This is a genomic window from Moraxella sp. Pampa (assembly GCF_035181385.1).
Classification (GTDB): Bacteria; Pseudomonadota; Gammaproteobacteria; order Pseudomonadales; family Moraxellaceae; genus Moraxella.
Map to the genome: position 1 here is coordinate 1 of NZ_JAXCJK010000001.1, position 25,774 is coordinate 25,774.

The following is a 25,774-nucleotide window of genomic DNA, read 5'->3' on the forward strand; positions in this document are numbered from 1 at the left end:
GTCCTCAAGGTCCTAAAGGTGATACAGGTCCTAAAGGTGATACTGGTGCCATCGGCCCAGCAGGCCCTCAAGGTGACACAGGTCCTAAAGGCGACACAGGTCCTAAAGGTGATACTGGTGCTATAGGCCCAGCAGGTCCAGCAGGTGCCATCGGTCCACAAGGTCCTAAAGGTGATGCAGGTGTAGCCGGTCCTCAAGGTCCTAAAGGCGACACTGGTGAAGCAGGTCCAGCAGGTGCCATCGGTCCACAAGGTCCTAAAGGTGATGCAGGTGTAGCCGGTCCACAAGGTCCTAAAGGTGATGCAGGTGTAGCCGGTCCAGCAGGTCCAGCAGGTGCCATCGGTCCTCAAGGTCCTAAAGGTGATGCAGGTCCTAAAGGTGATGCAGGTGTAGCCGGTCCACAAGGTCCTAAAGGTGATGCAGGTGCCATCGGTCCACAAGGTCCTAAAGGTGATGCAGGTGTAGCCGGTCCACAAGGTCCTAAAGGTGATGCAGGTGTAGCCGGTCCTCAAGGTCCTAAAGGCGACACTGGTGAAGCAGGTCCAGCAGGTCCAGCAGGTGCCATCGGTCCTCAAGGTCCTAAAGGTGATACAGGTCCTAAAGGTGATACTGGTGCCATCGGCCCAGCAGGCCCTCAAGGTGACACAGGTCCTAAAGGCGACACAGGTCCTAAAGGTGATACTGGTGCTATAGGCCCAGCAGGTCCAGCAGGTGCCATCGGTCCACAAGGTCCTAAAGGTGATGCAGGTGTAGCCGGTCCTCAAGGTCCTAAAGGCGACACTGGTGAAGCAGGTCCAGCAGGTGCCATCGGTCCACAAGGTCCTAAAGGTGATGCAGGTGTAGCCGGTCCACAAGGTCCTAAAGGTGATGCAGGTGTAGCCGGTCCAGCAGGTCCAGCAGGTGCCATCGGTCCTCAAGGTCCTAAAGGTGATGCAGGTCCTAAAGGTGATGCAGGTGTAGCCGGTCCACAAGGTCCTAAAGGTGATGCAGGTGCCATCGGTCCACAAGGTCCTAAAGGTGATGCAGGTGTAGCCGGTCCACAAGGTCCTAAAGGTGATGCAGGTGTAGCCGGTCCTCAAGGTCCTAAAGGCGACACTGGTGAAGCAGGTCCAGCAGGTCCAGCAGGTGCCATCGGTCCTCAAGGTCCTAAAGGTGATGCAGGTGCCATCGGTCCACAAGGTCCTAAAGGTGATGCAGGTGTAGCCGGTCCTCAAGGTCCTAAAGGTGATGCAGGTGTAGCCGGTCCAGCAGGTCCAGCAGGTCCTAAAGGTGAAGCAGGTGTAGCCGGTCCTAAAGGTGAAGCAGGTCCTAAAGGTCCAGTAGGTCTAGTAGGTTCAGTAGGTCCAGTAGGTGTGCGCCCTGTGCAGTATAGTGATGCCGATGGCAAAGCGACTCCTGCTACGCCAAGCAATGATGTAACTTTGGTGGGTGGCTATGTCAATGCGCCTGTAACCATTCATAATGTAGCAGCAGGGAAAGCGCCAAGTGATGCGGTAAATTTGGCACAGCTTGATGCGCTAGGCAATAGACTAAATGCACGCATCGGCGATGTGCAAAGTAATGCCAACGCAGGCACTTCATCAGCAATGGCAATGGCATCTTTGCCACAAGCATATATTCCAGGTAAGTCAATGCTGACCGGTGGTGTTGCCAGCTATAATGGTGAGGGTGCAGTCGCCGTTGGTTTATCCAAGCTGTCTGATAATGGTCGCTGGGTGCTTAAAATGTCTGGTTCTGCTGATACCAAGGGTAATGCAGGTGGTGCAGTGGGTGCAGGGTTCCACTTCTAAGCTTGATGAGCATCGTGCCACATCTTAATAAAAACATTAAGGTGTGGCACTATCAATTTTATATGATATTGATAAAGTATTGATTTTTTGTTATTTAGGATAACATCATGAAAAAAATTACTGCGTTAAGCATTGCGATGACAGCATTTATAATGACTGGCTGTATGGGTACAAAGCAAATCAGCCAAAATATTACAAGCAAAGGTACAATTGCTGCCAAGGATATCTATTTTCCCAAGCTTGATGACGCTTGGCAAAAAGATGGCCAATTTCCAAATCGTGAGAATCTAAGCAAGATTCGCTCTGGTATTGCTAAAGACGAATTGTATCAGTTGATCGGTCGCCCACATTTTAATGAAGCTAATCGTGCTCGTGAGTGGGACTACATCATGAAGTTTTATAAAGCGGACGACAGCGTGAAAGTCTGCCAATACAAAATCATCTTTGATGATAATTTTCATGGTCAAGAGTTTTATTGGCTGCCAGCGGACTGTGCTGCTTACGCCAAGCCACCTGTTGCTACGCCTGTCATGCCACCTGCTCCAGTTGTGGTTCTTTCTCCAACCGCTCCAACCGCTCCAACCGCTCCAACAGTTCCCACTCCAATCATCAAAGAGCGTATCAATCTAGAAGCAGATGCTTTATTCATGTTTGATAAATGGAAATTAGAAGATATGCTACCAGCAGGGCGTGTAAAGCTTGATGATTTGGCAACAAAATTGCTTGAATGGGAACAGCGTGGCGAATCTCGTATTCATCTGACAGGTCATACCGACCGTTATGGCGATGATTTGTATAATATGAACTTATCCATGCTTCGTGCTAATACGGTTCGTCAGTATCTGATTTCTAAGGGTGTAACACCAAGCACTCTAACAGCATCAGGTGCAGGTGAGTCTCAGCCATTGCCAGATGTTGTGTGCGATATCAAAGCACCAAAAGCTCAGCAAATCATCTGCTTACAGCCAAACCGTCGTGTAGAGGTTGATGTTACTGTCTATGCTCGTGTAGATGACAGTGCAGACAAGTAGCTTTAAATAACCATCAATTGGTTAAATTTCAACCATCATAAAAAAACCGCTCATCAATGAATGAGCGGTTTTTTTATGATAGTTGAAGCTGGTTGGATAATATCAATGTGCTATTTGATGTTAAGCTTTGCTATATGTATCAAAACTCGGTGATTTTTAAAATTTCTTTAAAAAGTGTTTTTTGTTCTGGGCTTGGCTTTGTAGATTGCAAAGACATCACGGCACTCATGTCGCCATCAATGCGAATTTTTCCCATCATAAAAGCCTCAATGGCGATATTAATGTCGCCTGTTGTTAGAATATCACTGAGTGTGTTGTTGTCAATGATGACACTGGCGGTAGCACCCTTTGCATGACCTTGGTGAATTTTACCGTCTTTTAGGTGTAATAAAACAGGCTTGTCTTGCTCTACCGTTGCATTCATCACAAGATTTGCCAATGCAGGGGGTAGATTGAGCGTGGGGGCTTGTTCATTTAGGGTATTGACGATATCAAACCATGACTGAGATAAAAATTGTGCCATGAATATTCCTATAAATTTATGACCGACTAAAAACAAGTCATTATAAAGTAATTTACTAAAAAAATCTTATATATGCACAGATTATCCACAAATTACCGTCTAATCATTTTAACAATTAAAGATTGAATGAGCTTTTGGTTAGCAAAAAAAGTTGGCTTGAAACAAATTTTAATATTTTGATGGTGGTTGATATTGGCAAATTTTGCAAAAAATTGACAAAAAATATTGCCAAACCTCAAAAATATTGCCAAAAAATCAAATATTTTTACAAAATATGGTCTAAAATTTACATTTGTGTTGTATAATAGCTGTTGAAGAATTTTAATAATTCCATGATAGTAACATGGAATTGGTTCAATTTAGGTATAAGCAGTTTAGCTTATAAAACGCAAGCCAAGCTAATCACAGCTAAGCAAGCACCGACAATGCACATATTGGATAGATTCTGATGGTCTTTGTTGTATTTTCCTTAAAAAAATTAAGGATTTTTTGCGGTTATTTGCTTAGAGTTGATGATATTTATGGCACTTTGCGTTAAAATATACAAATATAACTCAAAAAGCGTTGAAAATATTGTTGTTATATGTTTGCCAAAATTAAGGCAAATGGCTAAAACCAACAATATCGCTATATAAATCGGGCTGCACAGGAAAATATCCAATGAGTCTAACTAAAACAGCAGTAGCACCGAATATTGACCATGAACATGAAATCACGATTGTGCGTTTCTTTACCATCATGGCGGTATTTTGGGGTATTATTGGCATGACAGTGGGTGTGTTCATCGCATCTCAGCTTGCATGGCCAGCACTTAACTTTGATACATCTTGGCTATCTTTTGGACGATTAAGACCGCTTCATACGAATGCGGTGATTTTTGCGTTCGGTGGATCGGCACTTTTTGCCACATCTTATTACATTGTACAGCGTACTTGTAAGACACGACTGTTTGCACCATACTTGGCGTGGTTCACCTTTTGGGGTTGGCAGGCGATCATTGTCTCTGCGGTCATCACCCTTCCGCTAGGTATCACCTCTGCCAAAGAATATGCCGAGCTAGAATGGCCGATAGACATTATGATTGCCCTTGTGTGGGTTGCTTATGCCATCGTATTTTTTGGTACTTTGATTAAGCGTCAGACCTCACACATTTATGTGGCAAACTGGTTTTTTGCAGCATTCATCATTACGATTGCGTTACTACATATTGTTAATAACTTGGCAGTTCCAGTAGGTCTATTCAAGTCATATTCATTGTATGGCGGTGCAACAGATGCAATGGTGCAATGGTGGTACGGCCATAATGCAGTAGGTTTCTACCTGACGGCTGCATTTTTGGGTATGATGTATTACTTTATTCCTGTGCAGGTCGGTCGCCCTGTTTATTCTTATCGTCTGTCTATTGTTCACTTTTGGGCACTGATTGCATCATATATGTGGGCAGGCGGACACCATCTGCACTATTCAGCATTGCCAGATTGGACCCAGTCTTTAGGTATGGTGTTCTCGCTCATTCTATTTGCACCATCTTGGGGTGGCATGATTAATGGTGTGCTAACACTATCAGGCAGTTGGGATAAACTTCGTACTGACCCAATCATTCGTTTCTTGATTGTTGCTCTGTCATTCTACGCAATGAGTACCTTTGAAGGTCCGATGTTATCTATCAAGGCAGTAAACGCCATCAGTCATAATACCGACTGGACGGTAGGTCATGTTCACTCTGGTGCACTTGGCTGGGTGGGTATGATTACCATCGGTTCTATCTATGTGTTATTGCCACGCATTTGGAATAAGGCGAAAATGTACTCAACCAACCTGATTACTGTGCATTTTTGGCTTGCGACCACAGGCACGGTTTTGTATATTGTTGCATTGTGGATTTCTGGTATCACTCAAGGCATGATGTGGCGTGCTACCAATCCAGATGGTACTTTGGCATATGACTTCATTCAGACGGTTGTGGTATCACATTGGCCATTTGTGGTGCGTGCATTAGGTGGTGCATTGTATGTGGCTGGTATGTTTGTCATGGCCTATAACTGCTACAAGACCATCAAAATGCCAAGTGTTCCTGAGCGAATCGCTGAGCCAGAAGAGGTGAATACTGGTCGTGATGAAGTGTTTGATAATGACACTGTCAAGGCTTAAAGGGGAGAGTCATGTCAAATATAACTCATGAAATTGTAGAAAAAAATACAGGTTTACTGGTCGTCTTTATTGTCATTGCCATTAGCTTTGCAACCTTAGTTGAGATTGTACCGCTGATTTTTGATACCAATGCACCTAATGAAGGCGGGGTCAACAAACCGTTGCCAAATATGCGTCCTTGGACAGCTTTAGAGCTTGAAGGTCGTGATATTTATATCCGTGAAGGTTGCCATGTGTGTCATACGCAAATGGTGCGTCCGCTCCGTGCCGAAGTTGAGCGTTATGGACCATATAGCCGTGCGGCAGAATCAACTTGGGATCACCCTTTCTTGTGGGGTTCTAAGCGTACTGGCCCTGATTTGGCTCGTGTGGGTGGCCGTTATTCAGACCAATGGCATGTTGATCATCTGACTAATCCGCGTTCTGTTGTTCCTGATTCTGTCATGCCATCTTATCCTTGGCTTGCCAAGAATGAAGTCAGTGGTGTCAAAGTACAACAAAAAATGCGTCTGTTTAAAGATCGTTTTGGCTTGCCTTACACCGAGCAAGACATTGAAGCAGCACCTGACCAAGTGCAGGGTGCAACCGAGCTTGATGCGGTGGTTGCCTACCTACAGCAACTTGGTATTGCGATGCAAGGTCAACGCTAATGAACTGGGGCGTTTTACACAGTATTGCGACGGTGATGGCACTTATTGCTTTCATCGCCATCGCATGGTGGGCATATTCACCAAAAAATAAGAAACGCTTTGAAGAAGATGCACAACTTGCGCTCGATGACAGCGATGTTCTGTCATTAAAAGGGCGCACTAAGGATATACAATGAGCTTTTTTTGGGGTTCTTGGATTACTGTCCTATCACTCGGCTGTTGGTTATTTATCTTCGGCGTGTTAGTGTGGACACTAAAATCTAAACCTGTCTTAGAAGAAGACGAGACGACAGGTCATTCATATGATGGTATTAGAGAATATGATAAGCCATTACCAAAATGGTGGCTTGTGATTTTCTTCGGTACATTAACTTGGGGTTTGGGCTACTTTATCTTGTTCCCTGCCATTCAGCCAAATGCTTGGAAAGGCATTACAACAGTTGAGGTTGATGGTCAGGCTGTGCCTTGGACATCAGAAAACGAGCTAAACAGCCAGCTTCAAGCCAACAATAAAGTATTTACTGAAAACTTTGAACAAGGTATTTTGGCAAATGCAGGGGCGACAGAAGCCACAGCCGTACTTGCAAAGCTTAATGAACTGCAACTACAAAATAAAGGTAAGGCTGAACCTTCGCCTGAGTTACAAGGGCAAATCGATGAGCAAGTTAAGTTGCTTGCCCCTTATGTGGACAAACTGTCTGCTGATCCAGAGGCCTTAAAGGTAGGTAGCCGTCTATTTTTGCAAAACTGTGCACTGTGTCATGGCTCAAATGCCAAAGGTGCAACAGGCTATCCAAACCTAACGGATAATGACTGGTTGTACGGTGGTGAAGCTGAAAATATCTTGCTTACCATTCATAATGGCCGTGTGGGTGCGATGGCAGCTTGGCAAAAGCAACTTGGCGAGTCTGGTGTTCGTGCAGCGGCTGAATATGTGTTGGATATTTCTGGCAATCAAAATGGCTATGAGTTAAATAAAGCACAAATTGCACAAGGTAAAGCCATTTTTGAGCAAAACTGTGTGCTCTGCCATGGTCCAGATGCTAAGGGATTGACCGCAATGGGTGCGCCAAACTTAACTGATGATATTTGGTTGTTTGGTGGAGATCGTGAAACCATTCGCACCACCATTCGTCATGGTCGTTCGGGTGTGATGCCAGAGTGGCAAACTAAATTGGGTAATGAGCGTATCATGCTATTGGCTGCTTATGTGCGTTCACTATCTCAAAATCCAACTGAATGATGATAGTATTTAGATCATCATTTTAGTCACTCCACAAAAAAAGGGCCAGTATTTGGCTCTTTTTTTGTTTTTTTTTAATTTCACCATCTTTTTTTCAACCATTTTTATTGGTCAACAAAAAAAAGCCAAACTCATTAATTTGGCTTTTGACTTAGTTTTTTGTGGTTGATGGTGAATTAAAAAACCGTTAAGGGTATCAAGTTAGGGGCGTTGGTTTTGAGCATAGATGGCTGCTTGTAGCCAAATGTTTGCTTGAATAAAATCATTTACCTTAATGGCTTGTGTGGTTTCATCGGCCATGGCAGCAATGCGTACTACAAGTGGTGTAGCATCAGGCTCTTTGAGAATGACCACATCAAATAACATCAATTCTTTATCAAAAAAACTGTCTCTGCTGATGCCCAATACCTGACCTTGGCACCATGCTTCATCTTCTTGACCAAATGTCTCACCAAACAAATAAATGCAACTGTGGCCAAAATTAATCTCAACAGGTGCAAGGCTTTCACCATCTGTAAGATCGGTGGGTGTCCATGTGCGGATTTGTTCTTCAACATCATCTGGAACTTGTCCATTGTTGGCACTGACAATGTCGTTAAATGCACGATGATAGCGAATGGCGATGGGGTCATCAATCAAGATGGTTTCTTCTTGGTTGCTTGGTTTGATGTTGTACGCCCATGCACTTAGATTGACATAATAGGTTTTTGGTGTTTTGTATTCGGTATGATTAATGGCGTATAGCTGATCAAAAGCATAAATGATGGTGCCATCTTTGGTTTTAAGGCGTAAAATGGCATCAGATGTTGCATTACAGCGAATGATGCGTTCAATTTGACACTCAACACCATAAGGACTATCTACCGCAGGAAAAGCATTGATGAATGCTTTTGGTGTACCATTTTCTAGGCTTAATATCTGCTTGATATGGCAGGGTGTATCGTTTGCGATGAGCAACTTATTGTCTGATGGGTGGCTTTTTATCAAGCCATTTGGTAAGCTGGGATTATTAAGCATTGCTTGTAGCCAATTTGGAACATCTTCACTGATGTTTTCTGTCAAGATGGCCCAATGGTCTGCGTGGCCTGCATTTTCATTGCCAGGCAAATCTATTTTGTTGGGTGGAACTTCGTGTTTGTAGGTATAGCGTATTTGATTCATGGTATTTTCTCATAAACAATTGCTGTTTTAATAAGGGGCATTCCCTAAAAAATCAAGGCATGAGCGTTATTTGAGTGTCAATTTAAATGTTAATTTAAAAAAACGGTGTGTTGTCCGCTAATTATCATCTCAAAAATAACCAAAAAAATAACCAAATGGTGTAAACTATACAGTTATTTATTTTTTTGAGAAAATTCTATGTTTCGTCCTTTGGCGTTGTTTATTGGATTAAGATATACCAAAGCTGAACGCAAAAATGGCTTTATCTCGTTCATTTCGTTCATTTCAATGATTGGGCTGACGCTTGGCGTGGCAGCACTGATTACGGTGCTGTCGGTCATGAATGGTTTTGATCGTGAGATGAAAACTCGCATTTTGGGCATGATACCACAGGCGTCTGTCATGTCTTATGACATCATGCCAAACTGGCAGGAGATTTCTGATACCATCATTAAAAAAGATGATAATGTCAAAGCGACCGCACCATTCATTCAATTGCAAGGAATGCTGGCGGCAAATGGGCAGGTTTCAGGCGTCATGGTATTTGGTATTGTACCAGAGCTTGAAAAAAATGTGTCCATCGTTGATGATTATATGACGCAAGGTGCTCTGACCAGCTTAAAATCAGGTGAATTTGGCATTGTGCTTGGTGAGGGTATGGCTCAGAACATGGGTGTGAGTGTGGGTGAAAAAGTAACGCTTGTGCTACCTGAGGCCTCTCCATCATTGGTGGGTGTGATTCCTAGATTTAAGCAGTTTACTTTGGTGGGGACTTATCATATCAGTAAAGATGTTGATGGTGTGATGGGGTTTGTTGCCATGCGTGATGCAGGTGTGATGTTGAGATTGCCAGAGGGTGCTCAGGGCGTAAGATTATTGACTCATGATATCTTTCAAGCACCTGATGCAGCCAGAAAGGCAGCCAGCCTTGATGTCAATTTATATCCTACCGATTGGACAATGACACATGGCAATTTATTTAATGCAGTCAAGATGGAAAAGTCCATCATTGGCTTATTGTTATTTTTAATCGTCATTGTTGCTGCTTTTAATATTGTGTCTAGTCTTATCATGCTTGTTACAGATAAAAAATCTGACATTGCAATCTTAAAGACTTTTGGTGCATCATCAAAGCTTGTCATGCAAGTGTTCATCGTGCAAGGCATGATTATTGGTGTGATTGGTACGATTGCAGGGACGATTTTAGGGCTTGCTTTGACTTTTACTGTTAATGATATTGTTACTTATATTGGGCAGATTTTTGGTGTGTCGTTATTAACATCAGGGGCTTATCCTGTAGACTTTTTGCCAACACAAATTGAGGTATTTGATATCATCTTGATTGTGGTTGCTTCATTTTTACTAAGTTTTTTTATGACAATTTACCCTGCTTTGCGTGCATCTCGCATTCAGCCAGCTCAGGCTTTGCGTTATGAATAAGGATGAATGATGAGTATTATTTTAAAAGCTGATAACATAACTAAAGTCTATGATGAAGGCAGGATCAGAACGCCTGTACTGATGGGTCTAGATTTGATGGTTCATGCAGGCGAACGCATTGCCATTGTGGGCAGTAGTGGCTCTGGTAAGAGTACGCTGCTACATTTGCTTGGTGGGCTGGATATACCGACAACAGGTGAGGTTTGGATTGATGGCAAGTGCCTTAATCATCTGAACGAAACTGAGCGTGGTCAATTGCGTAACCAGTATCTAGGGTTTATCTATCAATTTCACCATCTGCTACCTGAATTTACTGCTACAGAAAATGTTGCCATGCCACTACTGATGCGTTCTGATGTTGCTATTAATGAGGCGCGTAGGCGAGCTGATGCAATGCTAGACAAGGTGGGATTATCGCACCGCACACATCACAGACCCAGCGAATTATCTGGTGGCGAACGACAGCGTGTGGCGATTGCTCGTGCTCTTATTACCAATCCAAAGCTGATTTTAGCAGATGAGCCAACAGGTAATTTAGATGATGATAATGCTCAAACGGTGTTTGAGTTGTTGTCGGATTTACAAGATGCTTTTGGTACAGCATTGCTTATGGTAACACATGACAGACAGCTTGCTGCACGGGCTGATAGACAGCTAGAAATGCGTGGTGGTCAATGGATTTGATGGGTTTGTTTTAAAGCAAGAGATTCATCAAATAGAAGAATCTTCATCTTCTTGATGTTGTTGGGTCTGTGCCAACTCTCGTTGTTTATGCCCTTTTTGAGTATTAAATTTGGGTGCTTGGGCGTTATAACCTGCCCGTTTTTGCCAAGTACTGATGATGTGGTAGTGAAATATCCAACGAAATAAAAGCCCAAGTATGATACTGGTGATGATTGCACAGACGGTCAAGCCCACTATAAAGGCTTTTGGTGAAAATAGATGATGCATAAAGGGGCTTACCCCTTGACCTGCCACCCATAGTGTAAATTCAGATAAAATCACGCCAATTGTACGAATGCCAATCACAGGTTCGCCTAAGATGAATGCACCTAACGAATATGCAAACCAAAATACAGGAATGGTCGTTAAGGGATTGGTGATCCAAGTGAGTGCAACGGCCATAGGGATATTTGCACGGATTAATAATGCACCAATGATGGCAAGTGGCATTTGCCCTGGCAGGGGGAAAAAGGCACATAATACGCCAATGTACACCGCTCTTGTCAGAGCATCACGGTGCATATGCCATAGGCGTGGGTCTGTAATAAAAGGTGCGAACCACTTCATGATGCGATTTTCATGCAGCTTTTCTGGTGTGGGTAGCCATTTTTTTAATGTTTTTTTGGGCATGACAAATGGTGATTGATGAATGTTTGATCATTATACCAAAAAAATACATTTTTGGCTTTGTGATTGTGCAGTTGTATGTTGGGTTTTTAGTTAAATTGCAGGTCATGACTTGCAAACAGTATTTTAATTAAGGCATTTTAATGATGGATTAAACAATGGGCTATCAAGCTAACACAAGGTATGATACAATGCTTGGATTTATTTTCATAATGGTCAAATCATGAACGGTAAAATTAACATCACCCACCCAAAACCTTCAAAATCCAAAAAAAACACCAAAAAAGCACTCATCTGGATTGACTTGGAAATGACAGGGCTTGACACACTTAATGATGAAATCATTGAGATTGCTACCATTGTAACCGATGATGATTTAAATATCCTAGCTGAGGGTCCTGTGATTGCCATCAAAGTGCCAGATACCGTGCTAAATTCAATGGATGATTGGAATAAGAAGCAACACGGTCAGTCAGGTCTAATAGACCGAGTGCGTCGTAGTACGGCGACTTTGGCAGATGCTGAAAATGCAACCATTGAATTTCTTTCTAAATGGTGTGCTGAGGGCATATCGCCGATGTGCGGTAATTCAATCTGCCAAGACCGCAGATTTTTGGCAAGACAAATGCCCCAATTAGAACGCTATTTTCATTACCGCAACCTAGATGTATCAAGCATTAAAGAGCTGTGCTACCGCTGGCGTCCTGATGTGGCAAGCGGCTATCAAAAGGGTGGGGCACACTTGGCATTAGATGACATTCGTGATTCTATTCGTGAACTTCGTCATTATCGTGAGCATTTTTTTAAGCTACTTGATTGATGGCATATGCCATCAAACCAAATACCGTCCTATTGCATCGCCAGCCATTTGCTTGTCAATCATTTGGTGATGTTGGTATACTTTTCAAAGTTTTTAATATAATCATCTAAATTGTCAGACAGCATTTGTTGATATTGGGCGGTATAGAATTTGATGATTTCCTCTTTTTCTTTTTCAAAGTCGCTTGATTTAATAAAGCCAATTGAAGCAACAGAAGCACTATAACGAGCTGATGCATACATGAGCGATGAACCAACTTGACCTGCGTGTGATTTTGGTGATAGTTGGCTATTGGCAAGATTGATGAAGGCATCAGCACGCTCATAAAAGGCGTTTACTTGGGCTTGAAATTCCTCAGGACTTAGATTGGGCTTGTTGGCTTGTTCGTTCATGCGATATTCCTATTGAATTAATTGTATTAAATGTTGGAAATTTGTGATATTTTGGGTAATTTTACTGTCAAAACATCAATTTTTAACAAATTAAAGTAAAAAATCAAAAAGAGAGCAAGAAGCATACTTTGCTTTCTTTTTGATTTATTGTGATGATTGCCAAAATGACAATGTTGAAGCATCATTTGGTTTGATAGCAAATTTATAGCAAATTTTGACAATTTATTGTTAATCTATTTTATTTATCTCAACTTATCCAAACCTGCTTTGATCACAAGCCTGCATCGGCTCGTAGAGCATCGGCACGGTCAGTTTTTTCCCAAGTAAAAGCATTGTCTGAGCCTGCCCGCCCAAAGTGTCCGTAGCTGGCAGTGATTTCATACATCGGTTGTAATAAGTCTAGCATATGAGTAATGCCATATGGACGCAGGTCAAAATGTGCACGGATTAAGCGTTCAATGCTTTGGTTGCTGATTTTGCCAGTGTTAAAGGTATTTACTGAGATAGAGGTTGGTTCGGCAACACCAATGGCATAGGAAATTTGCACTTCACAGCGGTCAGCAAGACCAGCAGCGACAATATTTTTGGCAACATAGCGACCTGCATAAGCAGCACTTCTATCCACTTTGCTTGGGTCTTTACCAGAGAATGCACCGCCACCGTGTCGTGCCATACCGCCGTAAGTATCTACAATAATTTTGCGACCCGTAAGCCCTGCATCACCCACAGGGCCGCCGATGATGAACTTGCCTGTTGGGTTGATGTGATACAAAGTATCTTTGTGTAGCAATTGACTTGGAATGACAGGTTTGATGATTTCTTCTATGACAGCTTCTTTTAGGGCGTCATAACCGATGTCTGGACTATGCTGGGTGGATAACACAAGAGCATCTATGGCAACTGGTTTGTGATTGGCATCATAGCGTAGGGTAACTTGTGCTTTGGCATCTGGGCGTAGCCAGCTTAGCGTGCCATCTTTACGCAATTGTGCTTGACGCTCCATCAAACGGTGCGAGAGTTGAATTGGTGCTGGCATGAGCACATCTGTTTCGTTGGTGGCATAGCCAAACATCAATCCTTGGTCGCCTGCACCTTGATCTTCTGGTCGGCTTCTATCAACGCCTTGGGCAATTTCAGGTGATTGCTTGCCAATCATATTGATGACCGCACAGCTGTCGCCATCAAAACCCAAATCTGAATGATTATAGCCGATTTTATTGACAGTGGTACGCACGATATTCTCGATGTCAATATTGGCATGGGTGCTAATCTCGCCTGCTAGAATGACCGCCCCTGTTTTGGTGAGGGTTTCGCAAGCGACACGAGCGTCTTTGTCTTGGCTTAAAATAGCATCTAGCAAAGCGTCTGAAATTTGGTCAGCCATCTTATCAGGATGTCCTTCGGACACAGATTCTGAGGTAAACACTTGATAATTCATAAACAATCACTTATAAAAAAAATAATAAAAAAATTGTGCGAATTTTGGTGGCTTTTTTAGGCTTGACAAAATGGTCTGATGACCAAACGCACAAGGTGAATTGCAGTGTGTTTATCATGAGTGGTGTTAATGATATTTGGTACAGATAAAATCACAAGGCATTTGGGGGAAAATTATAAGATATTTTCATGCAAATTGCTAATGAAATATTTTTATGTATGGGTTGAAACTGGTGATTTTTTTATTGAGTCTTTTGCCATTAAAGGTAAATTTATAAATTTACTTGGATTGATCATTTTTTAAGGGGTTGTTGATTGGCCTGTTTTTTCATCAACAACCAAGCCACCATCAATGCCACCACTTGCACAGCGATGATGAGTGCTACGGCCAGCTTCCATTGCCCCTGTGTATAGGCGATGGCGCACGCCCAAGCACCGATGCTACCACCGCCATAGTAGCCCATATAGTATAGACCAGAGGCAAGCGATCGCCCTTGGCTGACCTGACTACCGATGTAGCTGATGGTTGCCGCTTGAGTAATGAATACGCCTGACGACATGACAATCAAACCTATAATGATGAGCCAAAGCGGTGTGGCCAATGTCATTATTAGCCCCATCATTGAACATAATATTGCACTGATGATGACATTTACCGTGCCAAAGCGTATGATGAATTTGCTTGACATGGGTGTGATGACCATGCCAATAAGATATAGTGAAAAGATGTTAGCAAGATGTGATGCGTCCAAATGGTAGGGGCTACTTGCTAAGTGCAGATTAATAAAAGTAAAACAACCGACTAATGAAAATAGCACACAACCACCCAGCATACAGGCACTGATAACCTGACGGTTTTTGCTATGCAAAATCAGTAGGGTAAAGGCGTTTTTAAAATCGCCACTTTTAATGAAATGCCGAGAGTTTGGCAGGGTTTTTAGTGTCCATATTGCACCAATGAGTGTTAAAATCGCCATCACCAGATATGCCTGCCGCCAGCCAATCAGCTCATGAAGATGCCCTGCAAAAAACCGACCACTAAAACCACCAAGTACTGTCCCTGCGACATACAAGCTTGTCATTTGTGCGACATTTTTGTTGTACTCTTCGCTGATATAAGCAATCAGCACTACTGTAATGCCAGGTATGGTCAAACCTTGTAAAAACCGCCATACAGACAGCTCATCTACCGAGCGACTCATACCAACCATGCCAGTGGGCAGGGCAAGAAGTAGTAGCGAGCCAACAATGAATACTTTACGCCCAAATGTGTCTGATAATATGCCGATAAAAGGTGAGATTAGTGCAATTGCCAGCACGGTTGCACCAACTGAAACACCGATTGCCACCTCAGAAGCATTAAAATCTGCTTTCAAAATTGGTAAAATTGCTTGCACTGAATACACTTGCAAAAAAGCAAAAAAACCAATCATGGCGATTGTGAGTTTTTCAATAAAATTAGGTGTGTAAAATGTTTTCATGATGTGAAAGCTTTTATGCTAAACGGCCTGATTATTGTATCATGGTTTGGGTGCTTTGACTGAGTTTAAAAATCATTACTTTGTGAATATCAAGATGAGTTTAACAAAAATTTTAGTGCGTTTTTGTGGATTGTGGTACAATTTTATATCCGCTTTATGCTGTTTTAGTTTTTGCATGAATGAATATCAATTTGATATAAGATGACCAAAATGATAACAACTGCCAATACCGATAATCATACCCAAGATTCATCAAGCCAAAATCATCATGATCAGCAAGACACCAATCATGTCATCATTATTGGTGGTGGTCAGGTGGGCCTATCTTTGGCGTTACTGCTGGCACATCAGGGTATTTATAGTACAATCATTGAACAGTTTGCCTATCCAGCCATCAGCCCTGATGATGATAAACACCGTGCTGTGTATTTAGATAGTCGCAATACAGCATTATCAAGGCGTACGGTACAGATTTATACTGAAATTGGGTTGTGGGAGAGTATGCAAAGCCATGCTTGTCGTATTGATGGCGTAGAGATTAGCGAAGTGGGAGGTTTTGGGCGAGCAAAGCTGGATAAGATGGCCGAGGGCGTAGAGAGCTTTGGTCAGGTCATAGAAAATGCGTGGATGGGTCGCCAGTTATTATTGGCGGTGCAGGCGAGCGATTTTGTTTGTTTGATTGATGATGCAAGTGTTGTGGACATTCAGCAAAATGACACATCAGCATCTGTGGTTTTTCATAAAAATGGTAAAACGCATTGTTTGTGGGCACCTCTTGTTGTTGCCTGTGATGGGAAAGATTCCATCAGCCGTCAGATTTTAAAGGTTGGTATTGATACGCATGATTATGGGCAGGTAGGTATCGTTGGGGTAGTTGAGACTGACAAACCGCATCAACATATCGGCATTGAGAAATTTTCGGCTGTTGGACCGCTTGCGGTATTGCCTTTGACCGATGGGCGTGGTGATGGTGTAGATGGTACAACTCAGGGTTATCGCCGTTCTGTGGTGTTTATTTGCAAGGTTGGTGAGCAAAAGCGTTATCTTGAAGATGATGAGTATTTTAAGGCTACTTTGCAAACGGTATTCGGGTCAGATGCAGGCAAGTTTATGGCGGTGGGTCGTCGTGGGGCATATCCACTGTCTAAGGTGTTGGCACATCGGCAGGTTGTGGGTCGTTGCGTGATCATGGGGAATGCCGCCCATACTCTACACCCTGTGGCAGGACAAGGGTTTAATTTGTGCCTGCGAGATGCGTATGCTTTGGCAAATATGCTTGGTGCTAATAGACGCCAGAATATTGATTATGACTTGGGCAACTTCGCCAACCTAAGAGCCTATGAACAGGCTCGTCAAAAAGACCAAAAACGAGTGATCCGCTTTTGTGATACGGTGGTGGATAGCTTTAGCAATGCCAATCCTATGATGAAATTTGCTCGCAATGTGGGCTTGGTAATTTTTGATAAAGTGCCAGGTATTAAGCCTTTGGTGGCAAGCTATGCGATGGGACTAAAATCTTAAAAAAGTGTTAAAAGATAAAGTAAAAATTTTTTAGAAAATAGCAAAAAATGCTTGCAATCTACCAAAAAATCGCTATAATACACGCCTACGGAAGCTTGGCAGAGCGGTTGAATGCACCGGTCTTGAAAACCGGCGTGGGTTTGTAGCCCACCGAGAGTTCGAATCTCTCAGCTTCCGCCATTATTTTAAGTAAGATTATGTGCTTATGATCTCAACCTATACACTTAACTATTGATTGAGTTTAAAGACAAATAGCTATATTTGGAAGCTTGGCAGAGCGGTTGAATGCACCGGTCTTGAAAACCGGCGTGGGTTTGTAGCCCACCGAGAGTTCGAATCTCTCAGCTTCCGCCATTATTGTTGTATCAATGAGATATCTTAATGACTAAAACCACCAGTTTGGTGGTTTTTTTTATATCAAATAAATTTTATATTAAACAAATTGTTTAACAAGATTTTTTAAGTTAAAATGAGATGCTTTATCCTTTTATTTTAATTTGATTCATCATGTCTTTTATCCGTCGTCGCAAACTTACCAAAAATCAAACTCGCCAAATCCAAAAAAATCAAAACAAAATTATTGATGATGGCACGCTGGTCAGTGGGGTTATTGTCTCGCATTTTGGCAAGCAACTTGATGTGCAGATTACCGAATTGCCCAGCATTATGCCAAATTTTCCTGATATCACTACCAATAATGACCCAGCTTCATTAAACCTTGGCGATATTTGGCGTTGCCATGCTCGCACCAACCTACCTATGATGACATCTGGCGATGAGGTTAAATTTAGCATTGACATCACTTCTGGTTTGGGTAGGATTGAGGTACTTCTTGATAGGCGTACGCTCATTATGCGGCCAGATCGCTATAATAAAGTCAAGCCTGTGGCGGCAAATATTGATATGCTTGCCATTGTCTTTGCCCCCATACCAAAGCCTGCAACCAATCTGATCGACCGATATTTGCTTGTGGCACGCCTAAGTGGCGTTAGACCGCTTTTGGTATTAAATAAGGCTGATTTATTGATGAACTTCGAGGAGGTTGATCAGATTTATCAAGAATATCAGTCGCTTGGCAAAAAATATGATTTTGATATCATTCAAACTTCAAGTGTTAATTTGGGTGGTCTTGATGAATTGCAAACATATCTTAATGGTCAGCTCACCATCTTTGCAGGTCAGTCTGGTGTGGGAAAATCAAGCTTGATCAACCAAATTTTACCCAATGCCAACCAACCAACCAACATCATCTCGGTGGGTTCGCAGCTGGGACAACACACAACCACTACTAGCCGACTGCTTGCTTTTGATGACCAAGATTTGACCAAAGGTGGCATCATTGATACACCAGGTATTCGTGAATATGGTATATGGCATTTGTCCAGTGATGATATCATGAAAGGTTTTGATGAGCTTAATGAGATTTATGGTGATTGCCAATTTCGAGACTGTAATCATGCCCAAAACGCCAAAGGCTGTGCATTTTGGCAGGCAGTAGGTGAGGGTAAGATTTTGGCACGGCGTATTGAGAGCTTTAATGATTTGGTTGAAGAAGCGAAGGTGAGTGCGTCATCAGCCAGAAGTCAATTGATAAAAAATTAACCATTGACTTAATAAATTGACAAAATTAGTGTACTTTTAATAAATTTTGATTATAATGAGACTTTTGAATTTCAAATTGGAGAGACTGTGGAGCGTTGGCTAACTTTTATAGGTAATCACCCTGTGTTATTCGGCATCTTAGCGGTGCTGATTGTGGCATTTTTTATGGTGGAGGGTAAGCGTAACGGCAAAAAAGTTGCACCCAATGAGCTTGGTTTACTCGTCAATAATCAGCAGGCACGCATCATTGATATCCGCCCTGCCAATAAATTTGCACTTTCGCATATTTCAGGCAGTCGCAACATTCCATTTATTGAGCTAAAAAATCACCTAGATGAGCTGCGTGCCATTGATACGCCTGTGGTATTTGTCTGTGATGTTGGTTTGCAGTCAGGTGCGGCGGTAAGTCTTGTGGGCAAATCTAATTTTATGCGTTTATCTGGTGGCATACAGGGTTATCAGGCAGCTGGCCTACCATTGGCCGTTGCTAAAAAATGATGGTTGGGTATTGATTATAAAGCCAAAATTGGCAAAATTGAACATAAAAGATGAAATGATTGTTGATTTTTGGCTTGAAAAATTGATCGCTTGACCCAATTGAATGAATAAGGTTGGCTTTTTGATTAAGTTTTTAATTTGATTGAATTTAACAAATGCCATTATCAAAAGATGATATTAAATTAAATATATTCATTAAATTTTAGACTTTTTAGAGTATTGAGGAAGGGTATGGCACAAGTAACTTTATACATCAAAGAAGAATGTCCCTATTGCAGAGCAGCGATTCAATTGTTGAAAAACAAGGGTGTGGCGTACGAAGCGATCAGTGTTTATGACATGAAAAGCGAAGAAAGAGTCGCTTTGGCGGAACGAACCAATAACTATCGTACCGTACCACAAATTTTTATCGGTCAGACCTTTATCGGTGGTTTTGACCAATTAAACAAGCTCAACCAAAGTGGCGAACTTGACACCATGCTTGGTGCCTGATCACCAGTTGATTGACATTTTATTTTTAACTTTCTAACTAAGGAAAAAATTATGACAGAACAAGCTCAACCACAGCTAGGTCTTGAACGCATTTATGTTAAAGACATTTCTTTTGAAGTGCCTAGTGCAGAGGTATTCACCAAAGAATGGCAACCAGAAATGGAAATTAATCTGGCGACTGCATCAAGCGATTTGGACGAAGATCACAAAGAAATCGTTTTGACTGTTAATGTGACAGTAAAAAATGGTGGCGGTGTAGCGTACATTGCAGAGGTGCAGCAAGCGGGTATTTTCCTACTTAAAAATATTCCAGAAGAAGATTTGGCACACCTGCAACAAGCCTACTGTCCAAATATTTTATTCCCTTACGCTCGTGAGGTCATCAGTGATTTAGTATCTCGTGGTAGCTTCCCACAATTACTGCTTGCACCAGTGAACTTTGATCAAGCATATCTACAAGCACAAGCTGAAACACAAGGCAATGCGTAGTTTGCTGATTGGAATGGTGTAGAATTTAATATATTTACACAATAAAATAAGCTGTCATTGGACGGCTTATTTTTTTATTGTATTTTGGTGATTAAAAAAATATCTTTGCTTTTCGTCTTGGCATACTGATTTCTTTTAGGCTGATTTGATTGCTGGTGCGACAATTGTTTTGCGGACGAAAAACATCTCTTGCTAGAGCAGCGATTTCATACATAGCACGGCGTGAATGTACTAAATTATTTTTGGTATTTGTCCAAGTCAAGGGTATGCTAAGCGGTGCAGGCTGTGGCAGTGTGTTGATGCCCATGCGAGCAAATTGGCGACGCGCGCGTGCCATGTGATAGCGATCTGTAATCAGGTAAATGCTCTTTGGCAACTCATGATGCTTAAGCAGTTTGGTGGTAAACACAGCATTTTCACAAGTATTCATGCTGGCGTTATCACTGATGATGATAGGAGGGGTGCTATGTTGCAGTTTAGATCTGAGATAATCTTGTAGCCAAGGTGATTCCACCCCACTGGTAATGATGATGATTGGGGTGGTTTTGTAATAGGAAATGGCTTTATCGGCACGACTTTGACTATAATGATTGAGTATAATTTCGCCATTTTTTTTGGTCAATCCACCGCCTAGTACTACAAGTGTTGATGGCTTGTCTGCGTCTTTTATCGTCAAAAAACTGAATGAGTCGAGCAAAAAAACACTGATGTTGGCAAAAATAGGTGTAAAAGGTGTGATGATGGCAATGGCGGTGATGAATGCCATGCCAATGAAAAGCCGTCTTACCAACCACCAAAAATTTTGCCAAAATGACATCATATGGCCACACTACCATCTTCATGAACCCAAATTGGCTCGCGTACCAGTTTGATGCCAAATTTATCAGACACCGTACGGATGATGAAATCTTGCGTGGTCTTGATGCTATGTTGTGTGGCGATCAGTGGTGCGTGATTGGTTAGCACGAGTGCCTGTTTATTGTGAGTAAGAACTGGAAATATACCTTTGCCCTTTAATCCTGCCTTATCAATCAGCCATCCTGCTGGAATTTTGATGACATTTTCATCAATTGGATAGCTTGGCAGGTCATCAAATGCTGTTTTTAGGTGTATAAAGTCTTCCATTGGAATGATTGGATTTTGAAAAAATGACCCGCAATTTGCTAAGGTGGCAGGGTCTGGAAGTTTTAACTGGCGAATTTTGATGACCGCATGAAAAACATCAACAGGGTGGGGAGTACCTCTTTCATTGCTTATGGCAAAGTCTTGTGCAGTGATTGCTAAATCACCATAATTGGTCATGACTTTTTTGGCGGTGGTATGCAATTTAAAAATGACATGACTGATGAAATAACGATTGGGATTGTCTTTGAAAAAACTATGACGATAATCAAAATGGCAATCGGCATTATCAAATTCTACTTGTAGTCCATTTATCAAGTCAAAAGCGATGATTTTTTCAATAAAGTCAGAAACTTGTACACCATAAGCACCGATGTTTTGTATGGGGCAGGCACCAACCAAGCCTGGAATTAGAGCAAGATTTTCAAGTCCGTACCAGCCATTATCCAAGCAAGTTTTGATAAAATCATGCCAGTTTTCCCCACAGGCAACTTTAATGATGATGCTGTCTTCGTTTTTTTTTAAGACTGTAATGCCTGCAAGCTTGGGGAGTATCACTAGGGCGTTTAGTATATTTGGCAACAATACATTGCTACCGCCAGACAGCACAAAAATATTAAGGTTTTGATGTTTAGCAAAATCAATCGCTTGTTTGATGTCGCTGTTTAATGTATCAGCGTTATCCAAAATTAGGGCATATTTGGCGATGCAAGATAAGGCCATGGTATTGTTTGTTGATAAATCATGGTCTTTTAAAATGCGATGATTTTTAATTTCATTCATGATTGTCTCCACCACACCACTTTTGTAGCCAATTTTGGCTTGCTTGCTCAATATGCAAAAACATGGCCTTAAAATCCTGCACATCGCCATAATAGGGGTCGGCGATTGCTGTTTTATCAAACATCATTACTTGTGCGGTAGCATCAGTGGGTTTGATTTTCTGCAAATCTTTAAAATTATTCTCATCCATTGCAAAAATCACATCAAACTCATAAAAATCTTGTTGGTTTACTTGTCTGGCTTGTAGTGCGGTTAAATCATAGCCAAGAGATTTGCCAACAAAAATGGCACGCTCATCAGGTGGGCCACCAGTATGGTAATTAGCGGTGCCTGCTGAGTCAAGATGAATGCTGAATGATTGGTTTTTTATGATTTTTTTCATAACCGCTTCAGCACTAGGACTGCGACAAATATTGCCAAGGCAAACAAAAAGAACGGACTTTGGGGGCATAATGACTTACTTTAAATATAAAAAAATTAACTCATTGTAGCATAAATGGCAACATCATGATTGATAAAATACTGGCTTTTACCATTGGTTTTTAAATCGATTTAAATCTCTGCGTTCTTTTTTATTTGGCTTGGTGTCTGGTCGTGCCAGATTTTGTAGCTTTCGTTGCTCAATAAAAAACTCCCGAGTAGCCAAGCTTTCTTGGGTTTCTTCGTACAGTGTGCCAGCGATTTTGGCATTGCCACGACTTTCGGACAACGCTTTGATGACGACCACCTTTTCTTCTAGTCGGGTGGCATGCCCTTGGCGTATACAAAGCGTATCGCCTACTTGTAGTTCTTTACTGACTTTAATTTTTTGTCCGTTCATGTGAACTTTTCCGCCCTCTATCGCTTCTTTGGCAAGCGTGCGTGTCTTAAAAAATCGTGCTGCCCACAGCCATTTGTCAGCACGAACACGGGTTGGGGATTCTTTGTTAGTCATGACATATCCAAAAATATCAGGTGATTTATATGTTCAATTCATAAATGTACTGCACGCCTTTGATGCCCACCAAGGTTCTACCTGTATCAATAAAGCCCACCTTTTGGTATAGGGACTGAGCAGGGATATTTTTATGATTTACACCCAAAACAATCTGATCGCATAAGATATGATTATCTGTGATGAATTTTGACAATAGCAGTAACGCTGATTTTGCCAATCCTTGACCTTGAAATGAAGGGTTGATGGACATTGAGCGTAGTAAAAGGGCGCACTGATTGTTTGTATAAGCACATTTATCTTTGCCACCATCTAAGACAAAAAAGCCAATCGGAAGGTTGCCAAGTAAAATCACAATTTTATAAACCAAGTCTTTATCTGCCAAGTCATCATTAAGCCACTTTGACGGCAGGGTGGTAAATTTGCTTTGTTCATCATCCAAATGGTAGCGTAAAGCAGATTGGTATTGGCTTTGATAAAAGCTTAGGCTGAGCATGAGGGTTGTTCCTTTATTTTATTTTTGATGTGTTTTATCCAAGCCAAAGTCTCTTGGCTTTTTTGGCGAGAGCTTAAATTATAATCCGCCCAACTGATAAAATAAAGCTCTTTATCCTTCATATTTGATCTTTGTAAATTTGGTTTTAATATGAGTTTTACCACACGACAATTTAGCCAAATGTGAGCATAAAAATAATCAATATCAACAATGTCTTTATAAGCAATGTCAATGTAAATGCCATTTTTCTTGATGGTTAAGCCTGTGTTGTTATCCACCACTTCTTCACAAAAATCTAGAACCTGATGATTAAATGGTATGCCCATCTGATGAATAAAAGTAGCAAGCATCAACAGCCCAAGTAACCTAAAAAATAAATCACTTGACATTCGTCTAAAAAGAAAACCAGTAATCAAAAGTACCGCAAACGCAATGAGATAGCGAAAGCGGTATTGATATTTTTTAAAAATCACCGTATTGCTGGCGATATTTTTGGGAAATAGGGTCATGATAAACGCTCGGCTTTGAATTGCAAATAATCATAAAACAAAGATAAGATTCACCACGCACCTTTTTGCCATATTTACATTTTCTCCACTGTTTTAATGCCCAATAGGTCAAGTCCAACTTTTAGGGTGTCGGCAGTCAGCTTGGCAAGCAAAAGACGGCTGGTCTTGATGGGTTCATTGGCTGATAAAATCGGACAATGCTCATAAAATGATGAAAAAATCCCTGCCAATTCATATAGATACAAAGCCAAGACATTGGGTGTGCCATCTTTGGTAAGCGTGCGTAGTGCATCTTCAAACTGCAATAGCTTAATGGTGAGTGTCCTTTCTTGTTCATTATCAAGGAGAATATCGCCTACCAACTTATCAGGATTTAACCCTGCTTTGGCAAAGATTGACCGAACACGAGTATAGGCATATTGCATATATGGGGCGGTGTTGCCCTCAAAGGACAACATATGATTCCAATCAAATACATAGTCTGTATTGCGGTTTTTTGATAGGTCGGCATATTTGACTGCACCAATTGCTACCGCTTCGATGAGTGCTTGTTTTTCATCATCATTGAGTTGGGTTTGGCGTTCATTGATCAGCGTGGTGGCACGCTCAATTGCTTCATCAAGCAAATCTGTAAGTTTGACCGTCCCACCTGTACGAGTTTTAAATGGCTTGCCATCTTTGCCTAGCATCATGCCAAAGGTAAAATGGTGCATCTTAAAGTCATTAGGAATAAAACCGCCCATTCGTGCAATCGTCCATGCCTGTTTCATGTGTTGGGCTTGGCGTGCATCAGTAAAGATGATGACCTTGTCCGCTCCGAGCGTCTTATGGCGATAGTGAGCGGCAGCGATGTCGGTGGTGGTGTACAAAAATCCGCCATCATTTTTTTGGATAATAACACCCAGAGGGTTACCATCTTTGTTTTTAAATTCCTCCAAATAAACAACCGTCGCCCCATCGTCTTTAACAGCAATGCCCTGAGCCACAAGACGGTCAACCACACCTTGTAGCATGGGGTTGTATAGACTTTCGCCCATAATATCATCTTTGCTGAGAGTAACATTGAGTCTGTCATAGGTAGCTTGGCATTGGTTCATCGTGATGTCTACCAGCTGTTGCCAAAGTTTTAGGCTGTTTTCATCACCACTTTGTAGTTTGACGACATTTTGGCGTGCAGTGGTGGCAAAATCTTCATCACCATCAAACTTAGCTTTGGCAGCACGATAAAACTCTTCAATGTCTGCAAGTGCCATCTCGTCCGTATCGCCATTTTGCATCAGTTCTAAATATGCAATCAACATACCAAACTGAGTTCCCCAGTCGCCAATATGATTGGCACGAATGACGGTATTGCCCAAAAATTCAAGTGTGCGTACCATGCTATCGCCAATAATGGTAGAGCGTAAATGCCCCACATGCATTTCTTTGGCGACATTGGGAGCGGAGTAATCTACGACTATTTTTTGGCCATTTGTGGTGTCAATGCCAAGCGTGGGGCTATCCAAAGCGGTTTGGGCAGATTTGGTAAGAAAATCATCACTAAGAAAAATGTTAATGAAGCCTGGCCCTGCAATTTCACATTTGGCAATCATCTGGTTGGTGGGTAAGCCATCAAGCACGCTTTGGGCAAGTTCTCGTGGATTTTTGCCCAGTTTTTTGGCAAGCCCCATCACACCATTGGCTTGATAATCGCCAAATTCTTTTTTGTTTGATGGCTTAATCACAGGGTCGATTCCTGTGTCTGCACCTGCATTTGCCATGGCGGTGGCGAATAAATCGTGTAGCTTAGATTGAATGTTCATGACGGCTCTTATATCAATAAAAATCAAATAATAGTGAAACTGTGAATGACCGACAAT

General features: G+C 41.9%; 27 protein-coding genes and 2 tRNA genes. 16 read left to right on the plus strand and 13 right to left on the minus strand.

Annotation, left to right across the window (positions count from 1 at the left end; translation table 11 throughout):
* A partial coding sequence (locus R0123_RS00005) for a YadA-like family protein (RefSeq protein WP_323842658.1) occupies positions 1-1,790 on the plus strand: 1,790 nt, incomplete at its 5' end.
* A 107-nt stretch (positions 1,791-1,897) separates the two neighbouring features.
* The gene (locus tag R0123_RS00010) at positions 1,898-2,821 is read left to right on the plus strand and encodes an OmpA family protein (RefSeq protein ID WP_323842659.1); all 924 of its coding nucleotides are present in this window, start codon (positions 1,898-1,900) and stop codon (positions 2,819-2,821) included.
* 139 nt (positions 2,822-2,960) lie between these two features.
* On the opposite strand, the gene R0123_RS00015 is transcribed toward R0123_RS00010, so the two are convergent.
* Entirely contained in the window at positions 2,961-3,344 is a 384-nt protein-coding gene (locus R0123_RS00015) for an SCP2 sterol-binding domain-containing protein (RefSeq protein WP_323842445.1), read from the minus strand.
* A 660-nt stretch (positions 3,345-4,004) separates the two neighbouring features.
* Here R0123_RS00015 and ccoN point away from each other — a divergent pair.
* Genes ccoN through ccoP form a run of 4 tightly spaced genes read left to right on the plus strand, consistent with a single transcriptional unit; the run spans position 4,005 to position 7,388 of the window.
* The gene (ccoN, locus tag R0123_RS00020; RefSeq protein ID WP_323842446.1) at positions 4,005-5,495 is read left to right on the plus strand and encodes a cytochrome-c oxidase, cbb3-type subunit I; all 1,491 of its coding nucleotides are present in this window, start codon (positions 4,005-4,007) and stop codon (positions 5,493-5,495) included.
* A gap of 11 nt (positions 5,496-5,506) precedes the next feature.
* Complete coding sequence (gene ccoO / locus R0123_RS00025) at positions 5,507-6,145, plus strand: cytochrome-c oxidase, cbb3-type subunit II (protein ID WP_323842660.1); 639 nt, start codon at positions 5,507-5,509, stop codon at positions 6,143-6,145.
* Complete coding sequence (locus tag R0123_RS00030; protein ID WP_323842448.1) at positions 6,145-6,321, plus strand: cbb3-type cytochrome c oxidase subunit 3; 177 nt, start codon at positions 6,145-6,147, stop codon at positions 6,319-6,321. The genes ccoO and R0123_RS00030 overlap by 1 nt, the downstream gene beginning before the upstream one ends.
* Positions 6,318-7,388, plus strand: coding sequence for a cytochrome-c oxidase, cbb3-type subunit III (gene ccoP, locus R0123_RS00035; RefSeq protein WP_323842449.1), 1,071 nt, complete (start codon positions 6,318-6,320; stop codon positions 7,386-7,388). Before R0123_RS00030 ends, ccoP begins: the two co-directional genes overlap by 4 nt.
* A gap of 201 nt (positions 7,389-7,589) precedes the next feature.
* Here the strand turns inward: ccoP and R0123_RS00040 are convergent, their stop codons facing one another.
* The gene (locus R0123_RS00040; RefSeq protein ID WP_323842661.1) at positions 7,590-8,549 is read right to left on the minus strand and encodes a hypothetical protein; all 960 of its coding nucleotides are present in this window, start codon (positions 8,547-8,549) and stop codon (positions 7,590-7,592) included.
* Between the two features lie 198 nt (positions 8,550-8,747).
* Between R0123_RS00040 and R0123_RS00045 the strand changes: the two genes are divergently transcribed.
* Together R0123_RS00045 and lolD are read left to right on the plus strand one after the other, a co-directional pair.
* A complete protein-coding gene (locus tag R0123_RS00045; RefSeq protein ID WP_323842451.1) occupies positions 8,748-9,989 on the plus strand; it encodes a lipoprotein-releasing ABC transporter permease subunit in 1,242 nt (413 codons plus the stop codon).
* A gap of 9 nt (positions 9,990-9,998) precedes the next feature.
* Positions 9,999-10,673 carry a lipoprotein-releasing ABC transporter ATP-binding protein LolD gene (gene lolD, locus R0123_RS00050; RefSeq protein ID WP_323842452.1) on the plus strand — a complete coding sequence of 225 codons (675 nt, stop codon included), beginning with the start codon at positions 9,999-10,001 and terminating at the stop codon, positions 10,671-10,673.
* A gap of 27 nt (positions 10,674-10,700) precedes the next feature.
* Here lolD and R0123_RS00055 read toward each other — a convergent pair whose 3' ends face one another.
* Positions 10,701-11,342: a DUF2062 domain-containing protein gene (locus R0123_RS00055; protein WP_323842662.1), complete on the minus strand. Its 642-nt coding sequence runs from the start codon at positions 11,340-11,342 to the stop codon at positions 10,701-10,703.
* Positions 11,343-11,562: 220 nt separating this feature from the next.
* Between R0123_RS00055 and orn the strand changes: the two genes are divergently transcribed.
* Positions 11,563-12,159 (plus strand): oligoribonuclease, encoded by a 597-nt coding sequence (orn, locus tag R0123_RS00060; protein ID WP_323842454.1) that lies wholly within the window; start codon positions 11,563-11,565, stop codon positions 12,157-12,159.
* A 59-nt stretch (positions 12,160-12,218) separates the two neighbouring features.
* On the opposite strand, the gene R0123_RS00065 is transcribed toward orn, so the two are convergent.
* The 3 genes from R0123_RS00065 to R0123_RS00075 all read right to left on the minus strand — a co-directional run bounded on the left by R0123_RS00065 (position 12,219) and on the right by R0123_RS00075 (position 15,469).
* Entirely contained in the window at positions 12,219-12,551 is a 333-nt protein-coding gene (locus tag R0123_RS00065; RefSeq protein WP_323842663.1) for a DUF3144 domain-containing protein, read from the minus strand.
* A 271-nt stretch (positions 12,552-12,822) separates the two neighbouring features.
* Positions 12,823-13,989 carry a methionine adenosyltransferase gene (gene metK, locus R0123_RS00070; RefSeq protein WP_323842456.1) on the minus strand — a complete coding sequence of 389 codons (1,167 nt, stop codon included), beginning with the start codon at positions 13,987-13,989 and terminating at the stop codon, positions 12,823-12,825.
* A 292-nt stretch (positions 13,990-14,281) separates the two neighbouring features.
* A complete protein-coding gene (locus R0123_RS00075; RefSeq protein WP_323842664.1) occupies positions 14,282-15,469 on the minus strand; it encodes an MFS transporter in 1,188 nt (395 codons plus the stop codon).
* A 210-nt stretch (positions 15,470-15,679) separates the two neighbouring features.
* Between R0123_RS00075 and R0123_RS00080 the strand changes: the two genes are divergently transcribed.
* The 7 genes from R0123_RS00080 (at position 15,680) to secB (ending at position 20,071) form a co-directional block, all read left to right on the plus strand.
* Positions 15,680-16,990, plus strand: a complete 1,311-nt coding sequence (locus R0123_RS00080; protein ID WP_416381686.1) for an FAD-dependent monooxygenase — start codon at positions 15,680-15,682, stop codon at positions 16,988-16,990.
* 89 nt (positions 16,991-17,079) lie between these two features.
* Positions 17,080-17,170 (plus strand) — tRNA-Ser (locus R0123_RS00085).
* Between the two features lie 83 nt (positions 17,171-17,253).
* Positions 17,254-17,344 (plus strand) — tRNA-Ser (locus tag R0123_RS00090).
* A gap of 153 nt (positions 17,345-17,497) precedes the next feature.
* Entirely contained in the window at positions 17,498-18,592 is a 1,095-nt protein-coding gene (gene rsgA, locus R0123_RS00095) for a ribosome small subunit-dependent GTPase A (protein WP_323842666.1), read from the plus strand.
* 87 nt (positions 18,593-18,679) lie between these two features.
* Entirely contained in the window at positions 18,680-19,090 is a 411-nt protein-coding gene (locus R0123_RS00100; protein WP_323842667.1) for a rhodanese-like domain-containing protein, read from the plus strand.
* Positions 19,091-19,321: 231 nt separating this feature from the next.
* Positions 19,322-19,582 carry a glutaredoxin 3 gene (gene grxC, locus R0123_RS00105; protein ID WP_323842461.1) on the plus strand — a complete coding sequence of 87 codons (261 nt, stop codon included), beginning with the start codon at positions 19,322-19,324 and terminating at the stop codon, positions 19,580-19,582.
* Between the two features lie 51 nt (positions 19,583-19,633).
* Positions 19,634-20,071 (plus strand): protein-export chaperone SecB, encoded by a 438-nt coding sequence (secB, locus tag R0123_RS00110; RefSeq protein ID WP_323842462.1) that lies wholly within the window; start codon positions 19,634-19,636, stop codon positions 20,069-20,071.
* Between the two features lie 91 nt (positions 20,072-20,162).
* Here secB and R0123_RS00115 read toward each other — a convergent pair whose 3' ends face one another.
* The 7 genes from R0123_RS00115 to argS form a co-directional block, all read right to left on the minus strand.
* Entirely contained in the window at positions 20,163-20,891 is a 729-nt protein-coding gene (locus R0123_RS00115; protein WP_323842668.1) for a YdcF family protein, read from the minus strand.
* A complete protein-coding gene (gene murB, locus R0123_RS00120; protein WP_323842669.1) occupies positions 20,888-21,976 on the minus strand; it encodes a UDP-N-acetylmuramate dehydrogenase in 1,089 nt (362 codons plus the stop codon). Before murB ends, R0123_RS00115 begins: the two co-directional genes overlap by 4 nt.
* Positions 21,969-22,427, minus strand: coding sequence for a low molecular weight protein-tyrosine-phosphatase (locus tag R0123_RS00125; RefSeq protein WP_323842670.1), 459 nt, complete (start codon positions 22,425-22,427; stop codon positions 21,969-21,971). Before R0123_RS00125 ends, murB begins: the two co-directional genes overlap by 8 nt.
* A gap of 78 nt (positions 22,428-22,505) precedes the next feature.
* Entirely contained in the window at positions 22,506-22,910 is a 405-nt protein-coding gene (locus R0123_RS00130) for an RNA-binding S4 domain-containing protein (protein ID WP_323842671.1), read from the minus strand.
* 25 nt (positions 22,911-22,935) lie between these two features.
* A complete protein-coding gene (locus R0123_RS00135; RefSeq protein ID WP_323842672.1) occupies positions 22,936-23,406 on the minus strand; it encodes a GNAT family N-acetyltransferase in 471 nt (156 codons plus the stop codon).
* The gene (locus R0123_RS00140; protein WP_323842673.1) at positions 23,394-23,915 is read right to left on the minus strand and encodes a hypothetical protein; all 522 of its coding nucleotides are present in this window, start codon (positions 23,913-23,915) and stop codon (positions 23,394-23,396) included. Before R0123_RS00140 ends, R0123_RS00135 begins: the two co-directional genes overlap by 13 nt.
* A gap of 74 nt (positions 23,916-23,989) precedes the next feature.
* Positions 23,990-25,717, minus strand: coding sequence for an arginine--tRNA ligase (gene argS / locus R0123_RS00145; RefSeq protein ID WP_323842674.1), 1,728 nt, complete (start codon positions 25,715-25,717; stop codon positions 23,990-23,992).
* Between the last annotated feature and the right edge of the window lie 57 nt (positions 25,718-25,774).